This is a genomic window from Streptomyces sp. NPDC033221 (assembly GCF_055577005.1).
This window is the reverse complement of record NZ_JBVIQN010000030.1, coordinates 87876-113008: the sequence shown is the minus strand read 5'-3', so window position 1 is coordinate 113008 and position 25133 is coordinate 87876. Positions and strand designations below refer to the sequence as shown.

Genomic DNA, 25133 nt, shown 5'->3' with positions numbered 1-25133 from the left:
GGGTTGCCCGCCGCTTGGACCGACGCAGCGGCCCTGAGCTGGGCTCGTCGGCCTCGCCCGTCTCCCGCACCGTCATCCGCGTCTCCTCACGGGCGACCGGCCCGCCGCCCGGGCCGCCTGGCGACGGCCGATCGCCCGCGCGTCGAAACCCGACAGGCCGCGCACGGCCACGAACGCCTTCTCCCGGCCGGGCAGCGAGACCCGGCCGCGCAGCACGGCCTCCGGGGCCGCCGCGATCCTCGTCAGGAGGCGGTGGTAGATGCCGGCCATGGCGGCGACGCAGGCTCCGCTGCGCCGGTCGAGCATCGGCAGCAGCCGGAAGCCCTGGTCGAACAGGGCGCGGGCACGCCTGACTTCGAAGTGGACCAGTCCGGTGAAGTCCGAGCCGGGGGGTGGGACCGGACTGTGGAAGCCCACCGAACAGCCGAACTTGGCGAGGTCGTCGGAGGGGAGGTACGTACGGCCGTTTCCCGCGTCCTCGCGAACGTCTCTCAGGATATTGGTCAGTTGCAGCGCCAGCCCGAGCGTATCGGCGTACTCGGCGGCGCGCGCGGTGTCCGGCGCGCCGGGTACGGTGCCGAACACTCCCAGGGAGAGCCGTCCGATGGCCCCCGCGACACAGCGGCAGTAGACCTTCAGGTCGTCCCAGGTCTCGTACGTCTCGCCGCGTACGTCCATCAGGACGCCGTCGATCAGCTCGTCGAGCCCGCCGAGCGGGATCGGGAAGCGCCGGGCGGCGTCGGCCAGCGCGACCGCCACCGGGTCGGTGTCGTCCTCGTCGACCGCGCCGTCCTTGATCCGGCCGAGCAGGGTCCGGGTCTCCTCCAGCCGCTGCTGCTTGGCGTCGTCCCCCAGCGGGCCGTCGCCGATGTCGTCGACCCGGCGCGAGAAGGCGTAGAGCGCCGACATGGCCTGCCGCTTGTCGGCCGGCAACAGCCGGATGCCGTAGGCGAAGTTACGTGCCTGCTGCCCGGTCACGGCCTCGCAGTAACGGTATGCAGCGAGCACCGGCGCGGACGTGTGTGCGATGTCCTCCACGGTCCGACTCACCCCTCTCTTCGCAATGTCGCCCCCACCTCGCGCAGCAGGCTGAGCTTGGTCGGCTTGGGCGGTCCAGGGAGTACGTCGTGGTCGGCGGCCGCGACCGCCTGAAGTGCGGCGCGTCCGCCGGCGACGAAGCCGGCGAGCAGCAGTTTGAGCCTGCCGTGGACGCTACCCACCAGCGGGGTGCCTTCATTCAGCAGTTCACGGGCGCGTTCCGCCTCGTACGCGATCAATGCGCGCACCGACGCGCCCCCGGTCGGGGCGGCGAGGTCCGCTTCCGTGACCCCGAACCGTTTCATGTCCTCGCCGGGGAGGTAGACGCGGTCCCGCTCCAGATCCTCGGCGACGTCCTGGAGGTGCTCGACGATCTGCAGCGCGGTGCAGACCGCGTCCGAGCGCCGGACACGCTCCGGGCTCGCGGTGCCGGTGATGCCCAGCACGAGGCGCCCGACGGGGTTGGCGGACAGTTCGCAGTACGCGAGCAGGTCGCCGTAGGCCGGATAGCGGGTGACCCGCTGGTCCTGCCGGTTGGCCTCGATCAGGCCGAGGAAGGGCTCGGGGGTCAGTCCGCAGCGGCGCACGGTGGGGCCGAGGCGGCGCATCAGCGGGTGCAGCGGGCCGGGTGCCCGGTCGCTGAAGACGCGGTACAGGTCCGCCTCCAGCGCGTCGAGCAGGGCTACCGGGTCCGTCCCGTCCTCGGCGGGGTCCAGGCCCAGACGCCGGGCGTCGCCGCCGCCGGGCGCCAGGTCGCCGTCGCCGATGTCGTCCACGAGGCGGGCGAAGCCGTAGACCGCCATCAGGTCCCGGCGCCAGGCGCGGGGCAGGAAGATCGGCGCCACCGGGAAGTTCTCGTGCGCGGCCTGGTCCAGGACGGTGCGCGACTGGGCGTCGCCCCGGCCGCCGTCCGGCGTCCGGCGTCCGCCCAGGACGTCGCGTGCCCGTGCCATCCCTCGGCTCACCGGAGGCTGCCCGGCGCGTTTCGGAGCCGGAGAGTTCCAGTAGCCATTGCCGTCACGCCTCCCGTTCTACACCGCCAAGCCAAAACATCCCATTTCGGACACGCCGCATGGTGCGACCCGTCCGATCGGACCCCCGGCCGCCAGGACGGGTAAGCATTGCCCGACTTGTGCCACTTGTGCTGTTCAGTACCCGTACAGCTTACGCCGTACATCTCTCCGGCGTCCGAGGGGGTACCGAACCTCGAAGCAACGATCCGGTCAACATCCAATCGCCGCGAACTGTTCCCGGAACCGGCCGAGTTGACCATCCGTTAACGATCCGGAGACCGGCACACGACGTTCCGCCGCCGGTCCGCGACGAGCAACGGCCCCCGCGAGCCGGACTCGCGGGGGCCGTACGGCACCGGGCGGGCTACTTGCCCGACTCCTTCTCGTACGCCTTGATCACTTCGTCCGTCGGGCCGTCCATCAGGAGCTCGCCCTTCTCCAGCCACAGCACCCGGTCGCAGGTGTCCCTGATCGACTTGTTGTTGTGGCTGACCAGGAAGACCGTACCGGCCTCCTTGCGCAGCTCGCGGATGCGGGCCTCGGAGCGCTTCTGGAACGCCCGGTCACCCGTCGCCAGCGCCTCGTCGATCATCAGGACGTCGTGGTCCTTGGCCGCCGCGATGGAGAAGCGCAGCCGCGCCCCCATACCGGAGGAGTACGTGCGCATCGGCAGCGAGATGAAGTCGCCCTTCTCGTTGATGCCGGAGAAGTCGACGATGCCCTGGTAGCGCTCGCGCACCTGCTCGCGGGACATGCCCATCGCCAGCCCGCCGAGGATGACGTTGCGCTCGCCGGTCAGGTCGTTCATCAGGGCCGCGTTCACGCCCAGCAGCGACGGCTGGCCGTGCGAGTAGACCTTGCCGCGCTCCGCGGGCAGCAGCCCGGCGACGGCCTTGAGCAGCGTCGACTTGCCCGAGCCGTTGGAGCCGATCAGCCCGATCGACTCGCCGCGGTAGGCGGTGAAGCTGACGCCCTTGACCGCGTGCACCTCGCGCACGCCACCGGAGGGCTTGCGGCGCACGATGCGGTTCAGGGCCGCGGTGGCGCTGCCCTTGCCCGCTCCGGTGCCGTACACCCGGTACACGATGTGCAGGTCGTCCGCGATCACGGTGGGGACGCGGTTCCCGTCCGCCGTCTGTACGGCGTCCTCTTGCTCAGCCACGGCCGTACCGCTCCTCAGCCTTCCAGAAGTACACGAAGCCGGCGATGCCCATCACGAGCGCCCAGCCCACGGCCAGCGGCCACACGTGCGGGGGCAGCTTCTCCGACGTGAAGCTGTCGATCAGCGCGAAGCGCACCAGGTCGATGAAGACCACGGCCGGGTTGCAGTCCAGCAGGACGTGCACGAAGGCGGGGACCGCCTTCTCCTTGAGGATCACGTCGATGCTGAACATCACGCCGGACGCGTACATCCACGTCCGCATGATGAAGGGCATCAGCTGCGCCAGGTCGGGGGTCTTGCTGCCCAGGCGGGCCATGACCATCGCGAGCCCGGTGTTGAAGACGAACTGCAGCACCAGGGCCGGGATCGCCAGCAGCCAGGACCAGGTGGGCACCTGCCCGTAGCCCAGCAGGATGAGGATCAGCACGCCCATGGAGAACAGCAGCTGCTGGAGCTGCATCAGGCAGAACGAGATGGGCAGGCAGGCGCGCGGGAAGTGCAGCGCGCGCACCAGTCCCAGGTTGCCGGAGATGGCGCGGGTGCCGGCCATCACCGAGCTCTGCGTGAAGGTGAAGATGAAGACACCGGTGACCAGGAAGGGCACGTAGTCCTCGACACCGCGGCTGGTGCCGATCAGCAGGCCGAAGATGAGGTAGTAGACGAGCGCGTTCAGCAGGGGCGTCACCACCTGCCACACCTGTCCCAGCTTCGCCTGGCTGTACTGCGCGGTCAGCTTCGCGCTGGAGAAGGCGCGGATGAAATGCCGCCGTTCCCACAGCTGCCGCACGTACTCCGGCAGGCTGGGCCGCGCCCCGCTCTGCGTGAGCCCGTACTTACGGGCCAGCTCGGCGCGGGACAGCCCGTCGTCGGGTGTTGGCGGGGCACTCATGGCGACCGCACTGTCGTGCGTAGTCTCGCTCACTGTTGACACTTTCGTCCTCAAGGTGCGCTGCCGGGGCCGTGCCCCGGTTCGCGCCTGATGCTCTCAGATACGAGCTTGTCAGATGACGGGAGGGCGGCCCAGCCGGGTCAGGCGCCACACGGTACGCCACTTCATCGGACGCCTGGGACCACAGGGTGTGGACCAGCCCTCCTTGAAGCCGCCCAGCCAGGCACGCAGCGCGGGCCGCGAGGGCCGCCGGGCCAGGGTGAGCAGGAACCAGACGCCGAGATAGACCGGAACCAGCGGGGCCGGAAGGTTGCGGCGGGCCAGCCAGACCCGGTTGCGGGCCACCATACGGTGGTAGACCGCGTGCCGGCTGGGCGCCGTGGTGGGGTGGAACAGCACCAGGTCGGCGCGATAGTCGATCATCCAGCCCGCGTCCAGGGCACGCCAGGCCAGATCGGTCTCCTCGTGGGCGTAGAAGAAGTCGTCGGGCAGCCCGCCGACCTCCTCGAAGACCTTGGTGCGGACCGCGTTCGCGCCGCCGAGGAAGGTGGTGACACGGGAGGACCGCATCGGGTCGGAGGCGCGCAGCCGCGGTACGTGCCGGCGCTGGGTCTCGCCGGTGTCCGGGTCCGCGATGCGGAAGCTGATGATGCCCAGCTTCCGGTCGCGGGCGAACGCCTCGCGGCACAGCTCGGCGGTGTCCGCGCCGGGCAGCAGTCCGTCGTCGTCCAGGAACAGCAGCACGTCCATCTCGCTGCCGCCCGGTCCGAACGCCTCGATGCCGACGTTGCGCCCGGCGGGGATGCCGACGTTCTCCGGCAGCTCCACGGTCCGTACGCCCTCGGGCAGCGTCGGCAGCGGCGAGCCGTTGCCGACGACCACCACCTCGACCGGGTCGCCGTGCTGCTTGGCGACCGAGTCGAGCAGCGCCCGCAGCTCCTCGGGGCGGTTGCCCATGGTCAGGACGACAGCGCCGACCTTCGTCACGCGTGCCCCCGTCACTTGAGCCTGCTGGAGACGAGGATGGACACGAGGTGCAGCAGCGTCTGGAGGAGCGCGATGCCCGCCATGACCGCGACACCGAGCCGCGAGAAGAACAGGTCGCCCCTGGCCGAGTCCACGATCGCCAGGACCAGGATCACCAGCGACGCCTCGATGCCGAGGATCAGCCGGTGGAACTTGAGCGCGGCGGCGGCCTTGCGGGCCAGCGCCATGCCGGAGGAGCGCGGCTCGGACGCCGACTCCTTGACCGGCGGCAGCCCGCCCTGGTGCCGGGCGACACCGACCAGGTCGGTCTCGGCCTTGATCAGGATGGCGCCCAGGGCGGCCAGGGTGCCGAGGAAGGCCCACAGCCAGTCGATCCGCCCGGAGCCCCACAGGTCGGCGGCGCGCAGGCCGAAACCGACCAGCACGGCGGCGTCGGTGAGGTAGGCGCCCACCCGGTCCAGGTAGACCCCGCCGAGCGAGAACTGCTTCTTCCAGCGGGCCACCTCGCCGTCGACACAATCGAGCAGCAGGTAGAGCTGGACCATCAGCACCCCGAGCACGGCGCCCCAGATCCCCGGCACCAGCAGAGCCGGGGCCGCGAGGACGCCGAAGAGGGTCATCACATAGGTCAGCTGGTTGGGCGTGACCCTGGTGTTCACCAGGTACCGGTCGCAGCGCAGCGAGATTTCCCGCATGTACAGGCGACCGGCCCAGTGCTCACCGCTGCGCCGATCCTTGACACCCTCGGGGTGCACGACCGGGCGGAGTTCAGCTACGGACGGCTTGTGCATAGTCGGCGTATGCGTCCCTGATCTGGTCGGTGGACAGGTCGAGGTGTTCGAGGATGGTGTAGCGGCCGGGGCGGGTCTGCGGCGCGTAGGCGACGGCCGCGACGAACTCCTCGTCGCTGAAGCCGATCTCTCCGGGCGTCACCGGCAGGCCGTGCCGCCGCAGCACCTCGATCATCATCGCGCAGGTCTCCTTGTCGCCGCGCAGGTGCGTGGCGAAGGCGGCGCCGAGGCCGCACTGTTCGCCGTGGCTCGCCGCCCGCTTGGGGTAGAGGATGTCGAAGGCGTGGTTGATCTCGTGGCAGGCGCCGGAGGCCGGGCGGCTGTCGCCGGCCACCGACATCGAGATGCCGGTGAGGACCAGGCCCTCGGCCAGCACCTGGAGGAAGCCGTCGTCGCCGACGCCGCCGGGGTGGCGCAGCACGGCCTCGCCGGCCTGGCGTGCCATGGCGGCGGCCAGCCCGTCGATGTTCTCGCCGGTCTCGCGGTGCGACAGCTCCCAGTCCGCCACGGCGGAGATGTTGGAGATCGCGTCGCCGATCCCGGACCGTACGAAACGGACCGGGGCCTCGCGGATGACGTCGAGGTCGATCACCACGGCGATCGGGTTGGGCACTCCGTAGGAGCCGCGGCCCGCATCGTTGTCGAGGGTGGCCACCGGCGAGCACAGGCCGTCGTGCGACAGGTTCGTCGCGACGGCGACCAGCGGGAGGCCGATGCGGGCCGCCGCGTACTTCGCACAGTCGATGATCTTGCCGCCGCCCAGGCCCACGACCGCGTCGTAGTGGCCCTTCTTCATGGCGTCGCCGAGCTTGATCGCGTCGTCCAGCGTGCCGCCGCCGACCTCGTACCAGTCGGCGCCGGGCAGCGCGGGGCACAGCCGCTCCCGCAGCCGGGCGCCCGAGCCGCCGCTGATGGCGACGGCGAGCTTCCCGGACGCGGAGATGCGCTGATCGGCCAGCAGGCCCGCCAGGTCGTCCAGTGCGCCGGCGCTGATGTCGACGACGACCGGGGACGGAATCAGGCGGGTCAGTACCGGCATGCGATCTCACGGCCCTTCGCGAGGTCGTCGTGGTTGTCGATCTCGACCCACGCGACCTCGCCGATCGGCGCGACGTCCACCGTGAAGCCGCGGTTGACCAGCTCCTGGTAGCCGTCTTCGTAGTACAGGTCGGGGTCGCGCTCGAAGGTGGTCTTCAGCGCGTCCGCGAGCTCCTCGGCGGCCGAGCCCTCGATGAGGGTGACGCCGATGTACTCGCCGGTGGCCTCGGCGGGGTCCATCAGCTTGGTGATCTTCCGGACGCCCTTGCCGGGGTCGACGACGACCTTCATCTCCTCGTCGGCCAGGTTCTTGACCGTGTCCAGCGCGAGGATGATCTTCTTGCCGTCGCCGCGGGCGGCGAGCAGCGTGCGCTCGACGGAGACCGGGTGCACGGTGTCACCGTTGGCGAGGATCACGTCGTGCTTGATCGCGTCGCGGCCGCACCACAGGGAGTAGGCGTTGTTCCACTCCTCGGCCTTGTCGTTGTCGATGAGGGTGAGCTTGAGGCCGTACTTGGCCTCCAGCGCCGCCTTGCGCTCGTACACGGCCTCCTTGCGGTATCCGACGATGATCGCGACCTCGGTCAGACCGATCTCGGCGAAGTTGCCGAGTGTGAGGTCCAGGATGGTCGTGTCGCCGTCGACCGGCACCAGTGCCTTGGGCAGGGTGTCGGTATAGGGACGCAGACGCCGTCCGGCGCCGGCGGCCAGCACGAGGCCGATCATGCGGGTTCTCCTTCATCGTGTACGGCGGGTGCTTGTGAAGACACCCAGAAGCGGATGCTCTCCGCGAGCACCAGCAGCGCCAGGACCAGTGCCAGGACCGTCAGCGCGATTGTGAAACCTGAGCCGTGCAGCAGGGTCGCGAGGAGGACAACGAGCAGCGTGCGCCCCTCGTGCCCGCCAGCCGCCCGCACCAGCCAGTTCGGCGGGGCCCCCGCGCCGACCCGGATGCGGTAGACGGTGTCGTAGTGATGGTAGGCGACCGCCGCGACCAGCCCGAACGCCGCGGGCAGCGCCTGGTCGGCGTCGGAGCGGGCCGCCACGACCAGGATGGCGACGTACTCGCCCGCCCGGAACAGCGGCGGCACCAGCCAGTCGAGCGGGCCCTTGAGCGGGCGGGCGACGGCCTGGCCGGAGAAGAGGGCGTAGATGACCGCGATCACCACGGTCGTCCAGGTCACGGGCGCGTCCTGGAAGATCACCCAGGTCAGGAGGCAGGCAGTGCCGAGGAAGGCCATGACGGGGGCGGTGAAGGCGCCGCCGCTGCCGCCCCGGGCGGACAGTGCGGCGAGCGGCCCGGAGTCGGCCAGGTCGGCGAGGGCGCCGGCGGCGCGGTCGGTACTCCCCCAGCGCTTGACGCCTGGGGGTACCCCCACCGCGCGCCTGGTCAGCGAGCGCAGCACCCGGCCCGCCGTGGTGTAGCAGGCGGCCAGCGCGCAGCCGACGAGCAGCGCGTAGAAGACGATGCGCGGGGTGGTGCAGGCGGTCAGCAGGGCGATCATGGCCCAGCGTTCCCCGATGGGCAGCACGATCATCCGGCGTACCCAGACCGTCCAGCCGACGCTGTCGAGCCGGTCGGACAGTGCCGCGGTGGGGCTGGTGTTGCCGGTGGCGTCGTGGTTCGCCTCGTTGAAGGAGAAGTCGACGACATGGCGGCAGGTCTGCAGGACCATGGCACCCAGAGCCAGCGCCCAGACGTCGTCGCCGCCGCGCGCCGCGCCGAGCGCGAGGCCCGCGTAGTACGCGTACTCCTTGGCGCGGTCGAAGGTCGCGTCGAGCCAGGCGCCCATCGTCGAGTACTGGAGCGAGTAGCGGGCGAGCTGCCCGTCGGTGCAGTCCAGGACGAACGAGAAGATCAGCAGCAGCCCCGCGGCGATGAAGCCGCCACGGCTGCCGGTGGCCGCGCAGCCCGCCGCGATCACCGCGGTGAGCAGCGACGCCGTGGTGACCTGGTTGGGGGTCAGGCCGCGGCGCGCGCACCAGCGGGCGAGGTAGCGGGAGTACGGGCTGATGCAGAAGGTGGTGAAGAACCCGTCGCGGGCCTTGACGGCGGTACGCAGCCGTACGGCCTCGTCGTCGACGGCGGCGACGGCCTCCTCGGCGGTGGCGCGCTCGGCGGGCGTCAGCGGCACGGCCGCGACCAGGCTGCCCAGCTCGACGCGCTGCGGCGCGGCGTCCTCGGCCTCCATGGTCTCGGCGATCGCGTCCGGCAGGACGTCCACGCGGTAGCGGGTGCCGGGTCCGGCGGGGACCGCGGTGGCGGCGCGCCGGAGCGCGGCGCGCGCCTCGGGCTGCGCGGTGACGGCGCCCGGCACGGCGGCGGCCGGGAAGCGCGGGTCGGTCAGCGCCAGCCGGAGGCTGTGCAGATGGCCCACGAAACGGGGGTCGACGACGGCGACACGTTCATCGGCCGGGACCGCGGCGAGCGCGTCGGCCACGGCCGCCGCGCCGTCCGCCGTACGGACGTCGAAGCCCAGCGAGCGCAGGCCGGCTTCGAGCGGCGACCCGGCGACCGGCGGACCGGTGAGGATGGCGGTCGACAGACGAACTCACTCCTTGGAAGCTGGCGAGGCCGCGCCGGTCGGTCCGCATTCGATACGGGCTACCCGGGCGGCGGGCGTGGCACACCTGCGCCCCGGAGGGGTGGGTGGGCACGTCGGCAGAGGCTATCGGATCGCCGGATGCGGCCGTTCACCGCGCATTCACCGCACGATCGAGTGACCGCGGGCTGCGCCTGCCGCGATCATCATGGTGGATCAACGCTCCCGGGAACAACTGACGCCCGGGCACGGCGCCGGTTATGACACGGCTGGTCACGTGTGGGCGGATTGCCGCGCGGCGGAGTGTGGGGCGGGTCACGGGTCGGGGCACGGCCTTCCGCGCGTACCGGGCGGCCAGTCCGGGTGTCCGGAAAACGGCCCTCCGCCCAGCGGACGTCACCCCGCCTCCACCCCCCTTCCGCTCCCCTCCCCCGCCGGACATCACCGCAGGTCAGCGACATGACAACGGTGTTCACCACCGCGTTGCCACATACCCCCCGCCCGTAGTTCACTGCAGGGAGCGACGGCTTCGGCCCGACGGCACGGGCGCGGCATCTTCCGGGAGGCGTACGGCATGGGTGCAGGACACGACCACGGATCGGGCGGACCGGCGCCGGGCGGCGCGGGGAGCGGCACGGCGACCGCGGCGTACCGCGGCCGGCTGCGCGGCGCGCTGGCGCTGACCACGACCGTCATGGTCGCCGAGATCATCGGCAGTGCGGTCACCGGCTCGCTCGCACTGCTCGCCGACGCGGGGCACATGGCCACCGACGTGGTGGGGCTGACGATGGCGCTGATCGCGGTCCGCTTCGCGAACCGGCCGCCGTCGCCGCAGCGCACTTTCGGACTCGCCCGCGCCGAGATCCTCGCGGCGGTGGCCAACGCGCTGCTGCTGTTCGGCGTCGGCGGGTATGTGCTGGTCACGGCGGTGCCGCGGTTCTTCGAACCGGTCGGGATCGAGGGCGGCACGACAATGGCCTTCGGCGCCGTCGGTCTGGTGGCGAACCTGGTCTCGCTGGCCCTGCTGATGCGCGGGCAGCGCGACAGCCTCAATGTGCGCGGCGCGTTCCTGGAGGTGATGGCGGACGCGCTGGGGTCGGTGGCGGTCGTCGTGGCGGCGCTGCTGGTCACCCTGACGGGCTGGTCGGCGGCGGACCCGATCGCGTCCGTCGTGATCGGGCTGATGATCGTGCCGCGTACCTGGAAGCTGTTCCGCGAGTCCCTGGACATCCTGCTGGAGGCGGCACCCAAGGGCATGGACATGACCGAGGTGCGGGCCCATCTGCTGGCACTGCCGGGCGTCGAGGACGTCCACGATCTGCACGCCTGGACGATCACGTCCGGGATGCCGGTGCTCTCGGCCCATGTGACCGTCGCGCCGGACACGCTGGACGCCGTGGGGCACGAGAAACTGCTGCACGCCCTGCGCGGCTGCCTGGCCGGCCACTTCGACGTCGGGCACTGCACCTTCCAGCTGGAGCCGGGCGGTCACGCGGCGCACGAGGCACAACTGTGCCCATGACACGGGCGTGGCGAGGCCCGGCCGTCACGGCCGCCGGGCCCTGCCGTCCCACGGCCGGGCCCCTGCCGACACTCTCACCTGGGCCGCCGGAAGGGCAGCGGGGAGTGTGACGGCGGCCCCTAGGGCAGACTTGAGCGGCGAGGAGACCGACGACAAGGATGGGCATGCCGATCACACCTGCCAATGGACAGACCGCCGGGACCACGGCGGTGAACCCACCGGGCGGCACCGCCGAACCGATCTTGCTGGAGCTTGTCGACGAGGACGGCACGACGATCGGCACCGAGGAGAAGCTCACCGCCCACCAGCCTCCCGGCCTGCTGCACCGGGCGTTCTCGGTCTTCCTCTTCGACGACCGGGGGCGGCTGCTGATCCAGCGCCGGGCGCTGGGCAAGTACCACTCCCCCGGCGTCTGGTCGAACACCTGCTGCGGTCACCCGTACCCCGGTGAGACCCCGTTCGCCGCCGCGGCGCGGCGCACCGCCGAGGAGCTGGGTGTCGCCCCGGCGCTGCTCGGCGAAGCCGGTACGGTCCGCTACAACCACCCGGACCCGGAGTCCGGGCTGGTCGAGCAGGAGTACAACCACCTGTTCGTGGGGCTGGTGCAGGCCGCGCCGGAGCCGGATCCGGAGGAGGTCGGCGAGGTCGCGTTCGTGACGCCGCAGGAGCTGGCGGAGCGGCATGAGCGGGTGCCGTTCTCGGCGTGGTTCATGACCGTGCTGGACGCGGCCCGGCCCGCCGTGCGGGAGCTCACAGGGCCGACGGCGGGCTGGTAGGCCCGCCCGTCAGCGGGGCGAGCGGCAGTTCGGCCCAGACCGCCTTGCCGCCGCTCGCCGTGTGCTCGACGTCGCATTTGCCGCCCGCCTCGGTCGTGAGCATCTTGACCAGCCACAGGCCGCGCCCGCCGACGTCGCCCTCGTCCGCCTCGACGGCCTTGGGGCGGTAGGGATGGCCGTCCTCCACGGCGACCCGGACCCAGTCGTCGCCGACCGTGGTCTCGACGGTGATCTCCGGGGAGAGCAGCGCGGCGTGCTGTACGGCGTTGGTGACCAGTTCGGAGACGATCAGCAGCAGGGCGTCCAGGATCTCGCCGGCGGCGGGTACGTGCTGCCGGGCGAGCAGGTCCCGGACCGCGTGCCGCGCCTGGGGCACCGATGACTCCAGTGCCGGTGCGGTGAAGCGCCAGACTCCTTCGTACGCGCGCGCGGCGGTCAGCTCCTCGGGGGGTTCGGCCGGGGGGCCGGAAGGCGTCCTCACCCTCCGAGTGTTGGTGGTGAGCTGGTCCGTACCGACCCGCTGAACACAAGTCAGCTTCTATCGACGCTTTCTGACCGATTCCGCAATCGGTGATCGGTCCTTCGACCGGCCCTGACCCTTTTGTTTTCTGTTCAAAGATTGCCGGACGAGGCCGGTGGGTGACCGGTGGCGGCCGGTGAGCCGGCCCCGGGGCCCTGCCCGCCGGTCACCATACCGACGATCCGCCGGCCCCCGATCCCCATCGCGATCAGACCGAGCCCGTCGAAGAGCAGGGCCAGGGAGAAGAAGCAGCCGATCACGTACCGGCTGCTGTGCGGCCAGTCGCCGAGCACCAGCACGCCCAGCAGGACGCCGAATGCCCCCTGCACCAGCGTCCAGCCGAACTGCGGTCCCCGGACGACCGCCCCGCCGACGAGCCGGAACACGCCGCCGGTCAGGAAGAGCAGCGCCGCGAACATCGTCAGCCCCGCCGCGGCCACCTCCGGCTGCCGGATCACGACCACCCCCGCGGCGATGTTCAGGGCCGCCACGATCACCGCGAGCCAGAAGAAATTGGAACCGCGCGACTGGATGGCGTGCAGCAGCCCCACCACGCCGCCGATCAGCAGCAGCCACCCGAAGAGCAGCATCGAGGTGAGGGTCGCGAATCCCACGTACACGAGACCCACCAGACCGGCGACCACCAGGATCGCCCCGAGCACCGCCAGCAGGCCGAAGCTGCGTTTCAGCTCGCCCGCCGCCTGCGTCCCCGGTGGCGCCGTTCCCGCCGGGGACTTCGAGGATCTGCTTCTGCCGAGCATCACGGCCCTCCTCACGGACGCCTTTGTCCCGGTATACCTCTTTCGGGGCCGGACGGCAGCGCACGCACGACAGCAGGCCCGGTGCTCACGAGGAACACCGGGCCTGCTGCGGAAGTAGCGGGGACAGGATTTGAACCTGCGACCTCTGGGTTATGAGCCCAGCGAGCTACCGAGCTGCTCCACCCCGCGTCGGTTGTGCCAACACTACGGGGTGCCGGGCCACACGCCAAATCGCCGGGCGGGACACCGTCAGAGCACGCGCTCCGTGATGCGCCCGGCCTCGACCTCGATACGCCGGTCCGTGTGCACCGCCTCCAGCATCCGCCGGTCGTGCGTCACCAGCAGCAGCGTGCCCTGGTACGAGGCGAGCGCGGACTCCAGCTGTTCGATCGCCGGCAGGTCGAGGTGGTTGGTGGGCTCGTCCAGAACCAGGAGATTGACGCCACGGCCCTGGAGGAGGGCGAGGGCGGCACGGGTCCGCTCGCCCGGGGAGAGCGTCGAGGCGGGCCGCAGCACGTGGGCCGCCTTGAGGCCGAACTTGGCCAGCAGGGTCCGGACGTCGGCCGGGGACAGATCCGGTACGGCGGCGCGGAAGGCGTCCGCCAGCGGCTCGTCGCCGAGGAAGGCACCGCGGGCCTGGTCGACCTCGCCGACGACGACGCCGGGGCCCAGAGCGGCGTGGCCGGCGTCCAGCGGCAGCCGGCCCAGCAGGGCGGCGAGCAGGGTGGACTTGCCGGAGCCGTTCGGGCCGGTGACGGCGACCCGGTCGGCCCAGTCGATCTGGAGGTCCACCGGGCCGAAGCGGAAGTCCCCGCGCCGGACCTCGGCGCCGCGCAGGGTGGCCACGACCGCGCCCGCGCGGGGCGCGGCGGCGATCTCCATGCGCAGTTCCCACTCCTTGCGCGGCTCCTCGACCACCTCCAGGCGGTCGATCATGCGCTGGGTCTGCTTGGCCTTGGCGGCCTGCTTCTCGGTGGACTCCGCGCGGAACTTGCGGCCGATCTTGTCGCTGTCGGTGGCCTTGCGCCGGGCGTTCTTGACGCCCTTCTCCATCCAGTTGCGCTGGGTGTGGACGCGCGCTTCGAGGGCCGCCCTGGTGTCCGCGTACTCCTCGTAGTCCTCGCGGGCGTGGCGCCGGGCCCGCTCGCGTTCCTCCAGGTACCCGGCGTAGCCGCCGCCGTAGGTGTTGACCTGCTGCTGCGCGAGGTCCAGTTCGACGACGCGGCTGACCGTGCGGGTCAGGAACTCGCGGTCGTGGCTGACCAGGACCGTGCCGGCGCGCAGGCCGGTGACGAACTCCTCCAGCCGGGCCAGGCCGTCCAGGTCGAGGTCGTTGGTGGGCTCGTCCAGCAGGAAGACGTCATACCGGGAGAGCAGCAGCGAGGCGAGGGAGGCGCGGGCGGCCTGGCCGCCGGACAGGGACGTCATCGGCTGGTCGAGGCCGACGGCGAGGCCGAGCCTGCCGGCCGTCTCCTCGGCGCGTTCGTCGAGGTCGGCGGCGCCGAGCGAGAGCCAGCGCTCCAGGGCGGCGGCGTACGCGTCGTCGGCGCCGGGCCGTTCCTCGACCAGGGCCTCGGTGGCGGCGTCCAGGGCGGCCTGGGCCGCCGTGACACCGGTGCGGCGGCCCAGGAAGGCGCGTACGGACTCTCCCGGCCTGCGGTCGGGCTCCTGCGGGAGGTGGCCGACGGTGGCGGTGGGCGGGCTGAGGGTCAGCCCGCCCTCCTCCGGGGTGTCCAGCCCGGCCAGCAGGCGCAGCAGGGTCGACTTGCCGGCGCCGTTGGCGCCGACCAGGCCGATGACGTCCCCGGGCGCGACCACCAGGTCGAGACCGGAGAACAGGACGCGCTCGCCGTGGCCGGCGGCGAGGGACTTGGCGACGAGGGTGGCGGCGGTGGCAGACATCAGACCGCTGATCGTATCCGTACCGCCGGGGAACGGTCGTCCTAATATCCGGGGCATGGAACCCGGCATCGTCACACGCGTCAGCGACGGCACAGCGACCGTCGTCCTCAGCAACCCCGCCAAGCGCAACGCCATGACGACGGGGATGTGGCGGGACCTGCCGCCGCTGCTGGAGCGGCTGGCCGCGGACCCCGCCGTACGGGTCCTGGTGCTGACCGGTGCGGGCGACACCTTCTGCGCCGGTGCGGACATCGGGTCGCTGCGCGGGTCGGCGGGGGCGGAGAAGGGGCTGGCGACGGCTGCCGAGGAGGCGCTCGCGGCGTTCCCGAAGCCGTCGCTGGCGGCGGTACGCGGGTACTGCGTGGGCGGCGGCTGCCAGCTGGCGGCGGCGTGCGACCTGCGGTTCGCGGAGGACGGCGCGCTGTTCGGGGTGACGCCCGCGAAGCTGGGGATCGTCTACCCGGCCTCCGCCACGCAGCGGCTGGTGCGCCTGGTGGGCCCGTCGGCCGCCAAGTACCTGCTGTTCTCCGGCGAGTTGATCGACTGCGCGCGGGCGCTGCGGACCGGGCTGCTGGACGAGGTGCTGCCCGAGGGGGAGCTGGACAAGCGGGTGGCGGCGTTCACCGCCGTACTGGCGGGCCGGTCGCAGCTGACGCAGGCCGCGGCGAAGGAGTTCGCGGACGGTCCGGCCGGCGCGGAGCGGGTGGCCCACTGGGAGGCCGCGGCAGCTGAAAGCGGCGACACCGCGGAGGGTGTCGCCGCTTTCCTCGAACGCCGGACGCCGCGTTTCACCTGGACGGCGCGGTGATACGGGCCACGGGGAGACGGGTCATCCCACCTCGCCGTCCGTCTTCAGCGTCAGACGCACGTTCGTGTCGGCCGTGCCGTTGTTGGTGGCGCAGGCGGTGTAGTCGCCCGCGCCCGGCCAGCCGGCCCAGGTATCGCGCAGCTCCGCGCCGTACGCGGTGACCAGGCCGGGCGAGCCGGTGCCCGGGACGGTCGCGCCCTGGTACTGGAGCTTGAACTTGGCCCCCTGCCCGGTCGCCTTGCCGTCCGCGCGCACCATGTGCGCGGCGGACTGCTGGACGCAACGCTGCTCCCCCGGGTGCAGCGTCCCGCCGTAGAACTGCGAGGCGGCGGCCGGCCCCGCGGCCGACAGGGCCAGTCCGGCGGCCGAGGCGGCGGCGAACGCGACGCCCATGACGGTGGTGATCCTGCGGTTCATCTTCTTCGCCCCCTGTGTCGTCGATGGACCGACACCCAGGAAGCTAGGGGCGGCGGCCGGCCGGACAGCAGCCCGCCGGGTATCCGATTCCTGTCCGATGAGGGTCCGTTCCGACCACCTCGGCGACATACTTGACGGGTGACCGACCGGTTGGGCGACCGGCTCGCGACGGCGCGCGAAGAGGGCTTCGTCGGCCGCCGCGGTGAGGCCGCGGCCTTCCGCGCGCTGCTGGCCGCCGGACACGGCGCCGTGGTGTACGTGCACGGTCCCGGCGGGATCGGCAAGACGACCCTGCTGCACCACTTCGCGCAGCTCGCCAGGCGCGCCGGGCGGCCCGCCGTACGGCTGGAGGCACCCGGGGTGCGCTCCTACGAAGAGGAACTGGCGGAGCGCATCCCGGACCGGCCGGACCTGGTGCTGCTCATCGACGGCCTCGACGACCCCCGGGTGGCGCGCGAGACGCTGCACCGCGAGCTGCTGCCCCGGCTGCCCGGCGACGCGCTGGTCGCGCTGGCCTGCCGGACGGCGCCGCCACTGTCCTGGCGCCTGGACCCGGCCTGGCAGGGGCTGCTGCATCTGCTGCCGCTCGGCCCGCTGGACGAAGCGGACAGCCGGGAGCTGCTCACCCGGCGCGGTGTGCCGCCCGCCGTGCAGGAGCAGGGGCTGGCCTTCACCCGCGGGTATCCGCTGGCGCTCGCACTGGTGGCGGACGTCGCCGCGCTCGGCGGCGAGGCGGCCGGGCCCGAGCCGTCGCCGCAGGTCGTACGGGCGCTGCTGGCCAGCCTGCTCGAAGCGGTGCCCACGCCGCTGCACCGGGCCGCGCTGGAGGCGTCGGCGCAGGTGCTGTCGACGACCGAGCCACTGCTGGCCGCGCTGCTCGAAGTGGCCGACGCCCGGCCGTACTTCGACTGGCTGTGCGGCCTGTCCGCCGTGGAGAGCGGCGTCCGCGGGGTGCACCCGCACGACCTGGTGCGGGACGCGCTGGGCGCGGAGCTGCGCTGGCGGGACCCGGAGCGCAGGGCGGTGCTGCACCGCCGGGCGAGCGCGTACTACCAGCGGCTGTTCACCCGGACGGACGACCGGGCGCGGCAGCGGGCGGTGCTCGCGGACTTCGCGTACCTGCACCGGGACAGCCCGGTCGTCGGGCCGCTGCTGGAGCCGGTGGCGCGCGGCGCGGCGGGCGCAGCCCGGCTGGACCGGCTGACCGTGTCGCCGGGGCCGGTCTCCGGCGGCGAGCTGGTGGAGGCGTGCACGATCGCCGCGATCCACGAGGGCATCGAGGCGGCGCGGCTGGTGCACGACTGGTCGGGGCGCCCGGAGGCCGAGACGTACACCGTGCGCGGTCCGGACGGAGTGGCGGCGGGGTTCTACACACTGATCGAGCTGGGCGGGGCTCCCCCGCCGGGCGCGCCGGACGATCCGGCGGTACGGGCCGCCTGCGGCTGGCTGGCCGCGCACGGTGAACTGCGCGAGGGCGAGACGGCGTTGCTGGTCCGCTTCTGGATGAGCCGCGACGAGTACCAGGCCGTCTCCCCCGTGCAGACCCTGATCACGCTGCGGCTGACCCACCACTACCTCACCGGCCGCCAGCCCGCCGTGACGCTGCTGCCGTTCGCGGACCCGGAGTTCTGGGAGCCGGGCTGTGCGTATGTGGACTTCGCCCGGCTTCCGGAGGCCGATTTCACGGTCGCCGGGCGCCGGTTCGGGATGTTCACGCACGACTGGCGGCGGGTGCCGGGGCTGGCGTGGCTGGCGATGCTGACCGAGCGGGAACGGGCCGAGGACCCGTTCGCTGTGGCCCCGCCGGTCTCCTCGAACCCCTTGCGGGTACTGGACCAGGACGCGTTCGCGGCGGCCGTACGGGATGCGCTGCGTGAGCTGGCGCGGCCGGACGGGCTGCGGGACTCACCCCTGCTGGAGACGCGGCTGGTGGCCGGGCGGTGCGCGGCGGACACCGCGGACGGGGCGGCACCGCAGGGGCGGGTGGCGGCCCTGCGGGAGGCGGTCCGCGCGGCGGCGGCAGCGCTGGAGGCGTCGCCGCGGGACCGGCGGGCCTTCCGGGCGCTGCACCACACGTATCTGCGCCCGGCCGGTACCCAGGCGCGTGCCGCGGAGCTGCTGCGCCTGCCGATGACGACGTACCGGCGCCATCTGGCCGCGGGCATCGGGCGGTTGACGGAGCTGCTGTGGCAGGAGGAGCTGGAGGGCGGCGGCGGGCCGGAGGCGACGTGAGAGCCGGTGTCATCCCTCCAGGACGGACCGGCTCCGGGCCCGCATCTCCGCGACGGCCCCGGCCGGGGCCTTCTCCGGCGAGCCCGCGTCGTACGGCGGCTGCGGGTCGTACTCGATGCCGAGCTGGATGGCCTGCGCGCACGTGTCGCCGGCGATCCGGCCCGCCAGCGCCAGGCCCATGTCGATGCCGGAGGACACGCCTGCGGCGGTCACGTACTTGCCGTCGAAGACGACGCGCTCGCCGGTCGGTTCGGCGCCGTAGGACGGGAGCCGGTCCAGCGCGAGCCAGTGCGAGGTGGCACGGCGGCCCTTGAGGAGCCCGGCGGCGGCGAGGAGCAGCGAGCCGGTGCAGACGGAGGTCGTCCAGGTGGTGCGGGTGTCCACGGCGCGCAGCCAGTCGTGCAGCGGCCCGTCGTCCATGAGCGCGGCATGGCCGCGGCCGCCGGGTACCACGAGCACGTCGGGCGCGGTGACCTCGGACAGCACGGCGTCGGCGGTCAGCGCGAGGGAGCCGCAGCCGGTGCGGTGCTCTCCGGTGCGCCCGGCGACGAAGACGGTCTCGGCGCCCGGGACGCGGCTGAGGGTCTCGTACGGGCCGATGGCGTCCAGGGCGGTGATGCGGTCGTACAGGAGGACGGCGATCTGCATGGCGAAACCTTTCGGTGGTGGGTGCTCGGTGGGATGAGGTGCGCGGCTGCGTGGCGGAGCGGGAAGTGCGGTGTGGGGCAGGGTGCGGGAACCGGAGCGGACGGGTCGTCAGGGGAACGGCGGCGGGGCCACGGGCCGGAAGCGGCGGCGGTATTCGGCCGGCGCGGCGCCCAGCGTGCGCAGGAAGGCGCGGCGCATCGCCTCCGGGGTGCCGTAGCCGCAGCGGCGGGAGATGCCCTCGATGCCGTCGGCGGTGTCCTCCAGGAGGCGCCGGGCGGCTTCCAGCCGTATCCGGTCGACATAGCGTCCCGGCGTCATGCCGACCTCGGCGCGGAAGGCGCGGGCGAAGTGCCGGGGCGACAGGCCCGCGCGGCCTGCGAGGGTGTCGACGGACAGGTCGGCCGCCGGGTTCTCGGTGATCCACTGCTGGACGTCGCGCAGCGGGCGCCGGTCCGCGGTCTGGGCGGCGAGCTGGGCGCTGAACTGGGTCTGGTTGCCGGGCCGGCGCAGGAAGACGACCAGGTGGCGGGCGACGGCCAGGGCCACGTCACGGCCGTGGTCCTCCTCCACCAGGGCCAGCGCCAGGTCGATGCCCGCCGTCACCCCGGCCGAGGTGGCCACGTCGCCGTCCCGTACGTAGATCGGCTCCGGATCGACCCGTACGGCCGGGAACTGCGCGGCGAGCGCGTCGCACCGGGTCCAGTGGGTGGTCGCCCGGCGCCCGTCGAGCAGTCCGGCGGCGGCGAGCAGGAACGCTCCGGTGCACACGGCCACCTTGCGCCGGGCGTGCGGCGCGTGCGGCCGCAGCCAGTCGACCAGGCGGGGGTCGGGAGCGCGGGTTCCCCGTCCGCCGGGCACGAGGAGGGTGTGCGGCGGCGTGGCGTCGGGCAGCGCGAGGTCGGGTGTGAGGGCCAGCCCGCTGGTCGTACGGACCGGGGCGCCGTCGAGCGATGCGGTACGGACCGGATACGCGCCGGGCACCCGCCGGTCAGCCTGGTGGAAGACCTCCAGGGGGCCGGTGACATCGAGGCTCTGTACGCCCTCGAAGAGGACGACCAGCACGTCGCGCTGTTCCATGGCGACCATCCTGGTCGGGGTGCGGCGATGGCGGCAATGACGAAAAACCCACTTTTACGGCCATCGGCCGTGACCGTCCGCGCGGAAACGGAGGGCGGGCCTGCCCTCCCCTCCATACCAACGGGTCGGTAACCTGCGGTCATGACCACCACGACCTCGCTCCCCGAGCGCGCCGGCCGGCGTTGTCACAACGTCGTCAACCCGCTGCACTCGACCGTCTACTTCTCCCCCGACCTCCCCGCCGAGCTCGCCGCGATCGGCGTCGAGGACCGCGGCGCCGCCTATTTCGCGAGCCGCGCGGCGGCCATGGGCGCGGTGGGCCCCGGCACCGTCACCGCGGCCTTCTACAACTTCAAGCACGACCTGGTCGCCCGGCACATACCGCAGGTGTGGTCCGTCGTCCCGCCCGAAGAGGTGCTGGCCGCGCGGCTGCGGGCGGTCGACAGCACCCTGCGGCGGCTGCTCGGCGACAGTGCCGTGGAGTCGCCGGAGATGGCCGAGGCGGCCCGGCTGGCGCTGCGCGCCGCCGAGGCCTGCACCCGGCACGCCCGGCCGCTGTACTCCGCGCACGCCGACCTGCCGGTGCCCGAGGCCCCGCACCTGGCCTACTGGCACGCGGCGACGCTGCTGCGCGAGCACCGCGGCGACGGCCACCTCGTGGCGCTGCTGCACGCCGGTCTGAACGGCCTGGAGGCGCTGGTCACCCACACCGCCACCGACCGCGGCGCGGACCCCTCGTGGATCCTGGCGACCCGCGGCTGGTCGCTGGAGGAGTGGCAGGCCGCCGAGGAGGGGCTGCGCGAGCGCGGCATCCTGGACGAGGCGGGCGCCCTGACCGAGGCGGGCGCCGAGCTGCGCGCGGACCTGGAGGACACGACGGACCGGCTGGACCTGGCGCCGTACGAGCACCTGGGCGCGGCGGACGTGGCCCGGCTCACCGAGCTGGCCACCGGCTTCGTCCAGACCGCGATGGCTGCGGGGGCGTTCCCCAAGGAGCTGTTCGGCAAGCGCTGAGCCACCGGCCGGCGTACACACATGACAGCGACCCGACTCGCGGGAACGGCAGGGCAGTTGAGCGGCCCTGCCCTACGCCCGCGAGGCGTCCCGCGCACGGGAATTCAGGTGCGCGGGACGGGCCGTCGCTGCCAGGCTGCGCCGATGGACCGTCAACGGATCTCCCGTATCGCCCACACCGGCCACCCCATCGCGGCACCGCTCGACGACGACTCGGTGCGGCAGTTGCTGGAACACGCCCTGCCGCACGGCGACGAGCGCGTACTCGACCTCGGCTGCGGGGGCGGCGAGTGGCTGCTGCGCGCGCTGGACCGGCATCCGCGGCTGCGGGCCGAGGGCGTCGACGTGAGCGCGGAGTCCCTGGCGCACGCCCGTACGGCCGCCGCCTCGCAGGGCGTCGGGGACCGTCTCGTCCTGCACCACGAGGACGCCGCCGGCTTCCGCTCCCCCGACCCCTTCGGCCTGGTGCTCAGCGTCGGGGCCGCACACGCCTTCGGCGGTCTGCTGTCCACCCTGGCCGCGGCGCGGGGACACTTGGCCCCGGACGGGCGGGTCCTGGTCGGTGACGGGTTCTGGGAGCGTACGCCGTCCAGGGAAGCCGTCGGCATGCTCGGGGACTTCGCCGACCTGCCGACCACCCTGGAACGCGTCGCCGCCGACGGCTGGACCCCCGTATACGGGCATGTCAGCACCCGCCGGGAACTGGACGATTACGAGTGGTCCTGGACCGGATCGCTGGCCTCGTGGGCACTGGACCGCCCCGCCGGCCCCGACCGCACCGAGGCGCTCGCGGTGGCCGACGCCCACCGTACGGAGTGGCTGCGCGACTACCGGGACAGCTGGGGATTCATCAGCCTGGTGCTGCGCCGGACCGACGGCTGAGAGCCTGTACCGCCGGTGCCCCGTGCGGACGCGTGCGGCTTCTCACACCTGGCCGCGGCGGGCCGGGTCACGCGACAGTGCGGCCCGGCAACCTGCACAATGCAGGCTCAAGCAAGCGCTGGAAGGCGGGGCAGGAATCAACGTGACGGCATCCACCGAGGCCAACGGGGCGTCCGGGACCATCGGATCCATCGAAGCGAGGATCGCCGACGAGCTCGGCGTCAGGGAGCGGCAGGTGAAGGCCGCGGTCGACCTGCTCGACGGCGGCTCGACCGTGCCCTTCATCGCCCGATACCGCAAGGAAGCGACCGAGATGCTCGACGACGCGCAGCTGCGCGCGTTGGAGGAGCGGCTGCGCTATCTGCGGGAGCTGGAGGAGCGGCGTACCGCGATCCTGGAGTCCGTCCGGTCGCAGGGCAAGCTGGACGCCGCGCTGGAGGCGCAGATCCGGGGCGCGGAGTCCAAGGCCCGCCTGGAGGACATCTACCTGCCGTACAAGCCCAAGCGGCGCACCAAGGCGCAGATCGCGCGCGAGGCGGGTCTGGAGCCGCTCGCGGACGGCCTGCTGAATGACCCCTCGGTGGCGCCGGACGCCGCCGCCGCGGCGTTCGTGGACGCGGACAAGGGCGTCGCCGACCCGGCTGCCGCGCTGGAAGGCGCGCGGGCCATCCTGACCGAACGGTTCAGCGAGGACGCCGACCTGATCGGCGAGCTGCGCGAGCGGATGTGGACGCGGGGCCAGATCGCCGCAAGGGTGCGGGAGGGCAAAGGCGACAGCAAAGAGGGGCCGGGCGCGAAGTTCGCCGATTACTTCGACTTCGCGGAGCCGTTCACCGCGCTGCCGTCGCACCGCGTCCTGGCGATGCTGCGCGGCGAGAAGGAGGAGGTCCTCGACCTCGCGCTGGAGCCGGAGACCGAGCCGGTCGAGGGCACCACGTCGTACGAGCAGTCCATCGCCCACAAGTTCGGCATCGCCGACCGCGGCCGGCCGGCCGACAAGTGGCTCAAGGACACCGTCCGCTGGGCCTGGCGCACCCGCGTCCTGGTCCACCTCGGCATCGACCTGCGGCTGCGGCTGCGGCAGGCCGCCGAGGACGAGGCGGTACGGGTCTTCGCGTCCAACCTGCGCGACCTGCTGCTCGCGGCGCCCGCCGGCACCCGCGCCACGATGGGCCTGGACCCCGGCTTCCGTACGGGCGTGAAGGTCGCCGTCGTGGACGCGACCGGCAAGGTGGCGGCCACGGAGACCATCTACCCGCACGTGCCGCAGCAGAAGTGGGACCAGTCGCTGGCCACACTGGCGCGGCTGGCCCGTGAGCACGACGTCGAGCTGATCGCGATCGGCAACGGCACCGCCTCCCGCGAGACGGACAAGCTGGCCGCCGACCTGATCGCGGCGCAGCCGGAGCTGAAGCTGACCAAGGTGATGGTCTCCGAGGCGGGCGCCTCGGTGTACTCCGCCTCCGCGTTCGCCTCGCAGGAGCTGCCGGAGCTGGACGTGTCGCTGCGCGGCGCGGTCTCGATCGCGCGCCGCCTCCAGGACCCGCTGGCCGAACTGGTCAAGATCGACCCCAAGTCGATCGGGGTCGGCCAGTACCAGCACGACCTGTCCGAGGTGAAGCTGTCGCGGTCGCTGGACGCGGTGGTCGAGGACTGTGTGAACGGTGTCGGCGTGGACGTCAACACCGCGTCCGCGCCGCTGCTGTCGCGGGTGTCCGGCATCAGCTCCGGGCTGGCCGAGAACATCGTCGCGCACCGCGACGCCAACGGCCCGTTCCGCGCCCGCAAGACCCTCAAGGACGTGGCGCGGCTCGGCCCGAAGGCGTACGAGCAGTGCGCGGGCTTCCTGCGCATCCGCGACGGCGAGGACCCGCTCGACGCGTCCAGCGTGCACCCGGAGGCATACCCGGTGGTGCGCCGGATGGTGAAGACGGCGGGCGGCGAGGTCTCCTCGCTGATCGGCAACACCGCGGTGCTGCGCTCGCTGAAGCCGGCCGACTTCGTCGACGACTCCTTCGGCCTGCCGACCGTCACCGACATCCTCCAGGAGCTGGAGAAGCCGGGCCGCGACCCGCGCCCGGTCTTCAAGACGGCCACCTTCAAGGAGGGCGTGGAGAAGATCGGCGATCTGCAGTCCGGGATGCTCCTGGAGGGCGTGGTCACCAACGTCGCCGCCTTCGGCGCGTTCGTCGACATCGGCGTCCACCAGGACGGTCTGGTACACGTCTCCGCCATGTCGAAGACCTTCGTCAAGGACCCGCGCGACGTGGTCAAGCCCGGCGACATCGTGCGGGTGAAGGTGCTGGACGTCGACATCCCGCGCAAGCGGATCTCGCTGACGCTGCGCCTCGACGACGAGCCCGGCAAGGGCGGCGGCGCGGCCGACGGCGGACAGCGCGCGGGCGCCCCGCGCGACGGCCGGCGCGGCGACCGGGAAGGCCGCGGCGACCGGGACGGCCAGCAGCGGCGCGGCGGCACGCCGCGGCAGCGCCAGGGCGGCAACGAGCGCCGCGGCGGCCAGCGGGACGCGGCCCCGGCGAACGGCGCCATGGCCGACGCGCTGCGCCGCGCGGGTCTGCTGGGCAAGGAACGCGGCGGACGCTGACCCCACGACGGCCGGGACCGGCCCGAACCGGTCCCGGCCGCACGGGCGGTCAGAGCCTGTCTTTGAACCCCCGTCGTCCGCCCGAAGGGCAAGCGCAGCGGCGGTCGGTGCGTGCGATGGGGGTCCCCCCTGCTCGAAGAGCTCGGGGGAGTGCGTGCCGGGCGTCGGGGCGCAGGCGGGGGTTCAAAGACAGGCTCTCAGGTCACTCGGCCGCGTCCTCGCGCGCCACCGGGCCGGGCCCCTTGCGGTGCTTCCCGGTCCCCGGGTGCCCCACGTGGCTGACCCAGCGGCCGTCCTCCTGCGATACGTAACTCTCCCCGATGCCAGCGGCCTCCCCGGCGCTCCGGTCCGGGGCGGCGGGGGCGCTCTCCTGCGCCGCTCGCTGTGCCCTGCGCTCCCGTTCGGGGCGGTTCTTCGACATGTCACCCATGCTGGCTCCCGGCTCACGCTGGAATCGGTGGATAGCTGGCGCCGCGGCGGTGCCGCGCGGCTCCTCCAGTACCGCACC

General features: G+C 72.7%; 23 protein-coding genes and 1 tRNA gene. 7 read left to right on the top strand and 17 right to left on the bottom strand.

Going from position 1 to position 25133, the window contains the following annotated elements; translation table 11 throughout:
* Nucleotides 1-72 precede the first annotated feature (72 nt).
* The 9 genes from hpnD to ACZ53K_RS31495 all read right to left on the bottom strand — a co-directional run bounded on the left by hpnD (nt 73) and on the right by ACZ53K_RS31495 (nt 9464).
* Complete coding sequence (hpnD, locus tag ACZ53K_RS31535) at nt 73-1050, bottom strand: presqualene diphosphate synthase HpnD (protein ID WP_468843283.1); 978 nt, start codon at nt 1048-1050, stop codon at nt 73-75.
* A complete protein-coding gene (gene hpnC, locus ACZ53K_RS31530) occupies nt 1047-1991 on the bottom strand; it encodes a squalene synthase HpnC (protein ID WP_468843280.1) in 945 nt (314 codons plus the stop codon). Before hpnC ends, hpnD begins: the two co-directional genes overlap by 4 nt.
* Before the next feature lie 424 nt (nt 1992-2415).
* Complete coding sequence (locus ACZ53K_RS31525) at nt 2416-3213, bottom strand: ABC transporter ATP-binding protein (RefSeq protein ID WP_468843278.1); 798 nt, start codon at nt 3211-3213, stop codon at nt 2416-2418.
* Nucleotides 3206-4135 (bottom strand): ABC transporter permease, encoded by a 930-nt coding sequence (locus ACZ53K_RS31520; protein ID WP_468843276.1) that lies wholly within the window; start codon nt 4133-4135, stop codon nt 3206-3208. The genes ACZ53K_RS31525 and ACZ53K_RS31520 overlap by 8 nt, the downstream gene beginning before the upstream one ends.
* Nucleotides 4136-4213: 78 nt before the next feature.
* Nucleotides 4214-5059 (bottom strand): glycosyltransferase family 2 protein, encoded by an 846-nt coding sequence (locus ACZ53K_RS31515; protein WP_468843308.1) that lies wholly within the window; start codon nt 5057-5059, stop codon nt 4214-4216.
* Between the two features lie 41 nt (nt 5060-5100).
* Complete coding sequence (locus tag ACZ53K_RS31510) at nt 5101-5880, bottom strand: CDP-alcohol phosphatidyltransferase family protein (RefSeq protein ID WP_468843272.1); 780 nt, start codon at nt 5878-5880, stop codon at nt 5101-5103.
* On the bottom strand, nt 5858-6919 hold the full coding sequence (locus ACZ53K_RS31505) for an iron-containing alcohol dehydrogenase family protein (RefSeq protein WP_468843270.1): 1062 nt from the start codon (nt 6917-6919) through the stop codon (nt 5858-5860). The genes ACZ53K_RS31510 and ACZ53K_RS31505 overlap by 23 nt, the downstream gene beginning before the upstream one ends.
* Nucleotides 6907-7644 (bottom strand): phosphocholine cytidylyltransferase family protein, encoded by a 738-nt coding sequence (locus tag ACZ53K_RS31500; RefSeq protein ID WP_468843268.1) that lies wholly within the window; start codon nt 7642-7644, stop codon nt 6907-6909. The genes ACZ53K_RS31505 and ACZ53K_RS31500 overlap by 13 nt, the downstream gene beginning before the upstream one ends.
* The gene (locus tag ACZ53K_RS31495) at nt 7641-9464 is read right to left on the bottom strand and encodes a DUF5941 domain-containing protein (protein WP_468843306.1); all 1824 of its coding nucleotides are present in this window, start codon (nt 9462-9464) and stop codon (nt 7641-7643) included. The genes ACZ53K_RS31500 and ACZ53K_RS31495 overlap by 4 nt, the downstream gene beginning before the upstream one ends.
* Nucleotides 9465-10035: 571 nt before the next feature.
* On the opposite strand from ACZ53K_RS31495, the gene ACZ53K_RS31490 reads away from it, so the two are divergent.
* Both ACZ53K_RS31490 and idi read left to right on the top strand, forming a co-directional pair.
* Entirely contained in the window at nt 10036-10983 is a 948-nt protein-coding gene (locus ACZ53K_RS31490; RefSeq protein WP_468843266.1) for a cation diffusion facilitator family transporter, read from the top strand.
* Nucleotides 10984-11147: 164 nt separating this feature from the next.
* Complete coding sequence (idi, locus tag ACZ53K_RS31485) at nt 11148-11759, top strand: isopentenyl-diphosphate Delta-isomerase (protein WP_468843264.1); 612 nt, start codon at nt 11148-11150, stop codon at nt 11757-11759.
* Here the strand turns inward: idi and ACZ53K_RS31480 are convergent.
* The 4 genes from ACZ53K_RS31480 to ACZ53K_RS31465 form a co-directional block, all read right to left on the bottom strand.
* The gene (locus ACZ53K_RS31480) at nt 11734-12240 is read right to left on the bottom strand and encodes an ATP-binding protein (RefSeq protein ID WP_468843261.1); all 507 of its coding nucleotides are present in this window, start codon (nt 12238-12240) and stop codon (nt 11734-11736) included. The two genes, idi and ACZ53K_RS31480, sit on opposite strands and share 26 nt — an antisense overlap.
* A gap of 131 nt (nt 12241-12371) precedes the next feature.
* Nucleotides 12372-13040 (bottom strand): HdeD family acid-resistance protein, encoded by a 669-nt coding sequence (locus ACZ53K_RS31475; RefSeq protein WP_468843259.1) that lies wholly within the window; start codon nt 13038-13040, stop codon nt 12372-12374.
* A gap of 115 nt (nt 13041-13155) precedes the next feature.
* Nucleotides 13156-13229: transfer RNA gene (locus ACZ53K_RS31470), tRNA-Met, on the bottom strand.
* A gap of 60 nt (nt 13230-13289) precedes the next feature.
* Complete coding sequence (locus ACZ53K_RS31465) at nt 13290-14942, bottom strand: ABC-F family ATP-binding cassette domain-containing protein (protein WP_468843256.1); 1653 nt, start codon at nt 14940-14942, stop codon at nt 13290-13292.
* A gap of 55 nt (nt 14943-14997) precedes the next feature.
* On the opposite strand from ACZ53K_RS31465, the gene ACZ53K_RS31460 reads away from it, so the two are divergent.
* On the top strand, nt 14998-15750 hold the full coding sequence (locus ACZ53K_RS31460; RefSeq protein WP_468843254.1) for an enoyl-CoA hydratase/isomerase family protein: 753 nt from the start codon (nt 14998-15000) through the stop codon (nt 15748-15750).
* Nucleotides 15751-15771: 21 nt separating this feature from the next.
* On the opposite strand, the gene ACZ53K_RS31455 is transcribed toward ACZ53K_RS31460, so the two are convergent.
* A complete protein-coding gene (locus ACZ53K_RS31455; protein ID WP_468843251.1) occupies nt 15772-16167 on the bottom strand; it encodes a hypothetical protein in 396 nt (131 codons plus the stop codon).
* Between the two features lie 138 nt (nt 16168-16305).
* Here ACZ53K_RS31455 and ACZ53K_RS31450 point away from each other — a divergent pair, with 138 nt between their 5' ends.
* Nucleotides 16306-18399: a hypothetical protein gene (locus ACZ53K_RS31450; protein ID WP_468843249.1), complete on the top strand. Its 2094-nt coding sequence runs from the start codon at nt 16306-16308 to the stop codon at nt 18397-18399.
* A 9-nt stretch (nt 18400-18408) separates the two neighbouring features.
* Here ACZ53K_RS31450 and ACZ53K_RS31445 read toward each other — a convergent pair whose 3' ends face one another.
* Together ACZ53K_RS31445 and ACZ53K_RS31440 are read right to left on the bottom strand one after the other, a co-directional pair.
* Nucleotides 18409-19047, bottom strand: coding sequence for a DJ-1/PfpI family protein (locus ACZ53K_RS31445; RefSeq protein WP_468843247.1), 639 nt, complete (start codon nt 19045-19047; stop codon nt 18409-18411).
* 108 nt (nt 19048-19155) lie between these two features.
* Entirely contained in the window at nt 19156-20124 is a 969-nt protein-coding gene (locus ACZ53K_RS31440) for a GlxA family transcriptional regulator (RefSeq protein WP_468843244.1), read from the bottom strand.
* 141 nt (nt 20125-20265) lie between these two features.
* Between ACZ53K_RS31440 and ACZ53K_RS31435 the strand changes: the two genes are divergently transcribed.
* The 3 genes from ACZ53K_RS31435 (at nt 20266) to ACZ53K_RS31425 (ending at nt 24625) form a co-directional block, all read left to right on the top strand.
* A complete protein-coding gene (locus ACZ53K_RS31435) occupies nt 20266-21138 on the top strand; it encodes an SCO6745 family protein (protein WP_468843242.1) in 873 nt (290 codons plus the stop codon).
* A 144-nt stretch (nt 21139-21282) separates the two neighbouring features.
* Nucleotides 21283-22020 (top strand): SAM-dependent methyltransferase, encoded by a 738-nt coding sequence (locus tag ACZ53K_RS31430; RefSeq protein WP_468843239.1) that lies wholly within the window; start codon nt 21283-21285, stop codon nt 22018-22020.
* Nucleotides 22021-22162: 142 nt separating this feature from the next.
* Nucleotides 22163-24625: a Tex family protein gene (locus tag ACZ53K_RS31425; RefSeq protein ID WP_468843237.1), complete on the top strand. Its 2463-nt coding sequence runs from the start codon at nt 22163-22165 to the stop codon at nt 24623-24625.
* Between the two features lie 202 nt (nt 24626-24827).
* Here the strand turns inward: ACZ53K_RS31425 and ACZ53K_RS31420 are convergent, their stop codons facing one another.
* On the bottom strand, nt 24828-25046 hold the full coding sequence (locus ACZ53K_RS31420) for a hypothetical protein (RefSeq protein ID WP_468843235.1): 219 nt from the start codon (nt 25044-25046) through the stop codon (nt 24828-24830).
* Nucleotides 25047-25133 lie beyond the last annotated feature (87 nt).

Bases quoted from the DNA above. Each gene is read 5' to 3' on its own strand.
- hpnC (WP_468843280.1), bottom strand. From the start codon at position 1,991: ATGGCACGGGCACGCGACGTCCTGGGCGGACGCCGGACGCCGGACGGC.
- ACZ53K_RS31515 (WP_468843308.1), bottom strand. From the start codon at position 5,059: ATGGGCAACCGCCCCGAGGAGCTGCGGGCGCTGCTCGACTCGGTCGCC.
- ACZ53K_RS31510 (WP_468843272.1), bottom strand. From the start codon at position 5,880: ATGCACAAGCCGTCCGTAGCTGAACTCCGCCCGGTCGTGCACCCCGAG.
- ACZ53K_RS31505 (WP_468843270.1), bottom strand. From the start codon at position 6,919: ATGCCGGTACTGACCCGCCTGATTCCGTCCCCGGTCGTCGTCGACATC.
- ACZ53K_RS31500 (WP_468843268.1), bottom strand. From the start codon at position 7,644: ATGATCGGCCTCGTGCTGGCCGCCGGCGCCGGACGGCGTCTGCGTCCC.
- ACZ53K_RS31490 (WP_468843266.1), top strand. From the start codon at position 10,036: ATGGGTGCAGGACACGACCACGGATCGGGCGGACCGGCGCCGGGCGGC.
- idi (WP_468843264.1), top strand. From the start codon at position 11,148: ATGCCGATCACACCTGCCAATGGACAGACCGCCGGGACCACGGCGGTG.
- ACZ53K_RS31475 (WP_468843259.1), bottom strand. From the start codon at position 13,040: ATGCTCGGCAGAAGCAGATCCTCGAAGTCCCCGGCGGGAACGGCGCCA.
- ACZ53K_RS31465 (WP_468843256.1), bottom strand. From the start codon at position 14,942: ATGTCTGCCACCGCCGCCACCCTCGTCGCCAAGTCCCTCGCCGCCGGC.
- ACZ53K_RS31460 (WP_468843254.1), top strand. From the start codon at position 14,998: ATGGAACCCGGCATCGTCACACGCGTCAGCGACGGCACAGCGACCGTC.
- ACZ53K_RS31455 (WP_468843251.1), bottom strand. From the start codon at position 16,167: ATGAACCGCAGGATCACCACCGTCATGGGCGTCGCGTTCGCCGCCGCC.
- ACZ53K_RS31445 (WP_468843247.1), bottom strand. From the start codon at position 19,047: ATGCAGATCGCCGTCCTCCTGTACGACCGCATCACCGCCCTGGACGCC.
- ACZ53K_RS31440 (WP_468843244.1), bottom strand. From the start codon at position 20,124: ATGGAACAGCGCGACGTGCTGGTCGTCCTCTTCGAGGGCGTACAGAGC.
- ACZ53K_RS31435 (WP_468843242.1), top strand. From the start codon at position 20,266: ATGACCACCACGACCTCGCTCCCCGAGCGCGCCGGCCGGCGTTGTCAC.
- ACZ53K_RS31430 (WP_468843239.1), top strand. From the start codon at position 21,283: ATGGACCGTCAACGGATCTCCCGTATCGCCCACACCGGCCACCCCATC.
- ACZ53K_RS31420 (WP_468843235.1), bottom strand. From the start codon at position 25,046: ATGTCGAAGAACCGCCCCGAACGGGAGCGCAGGGCACAGCGAGCGGCG.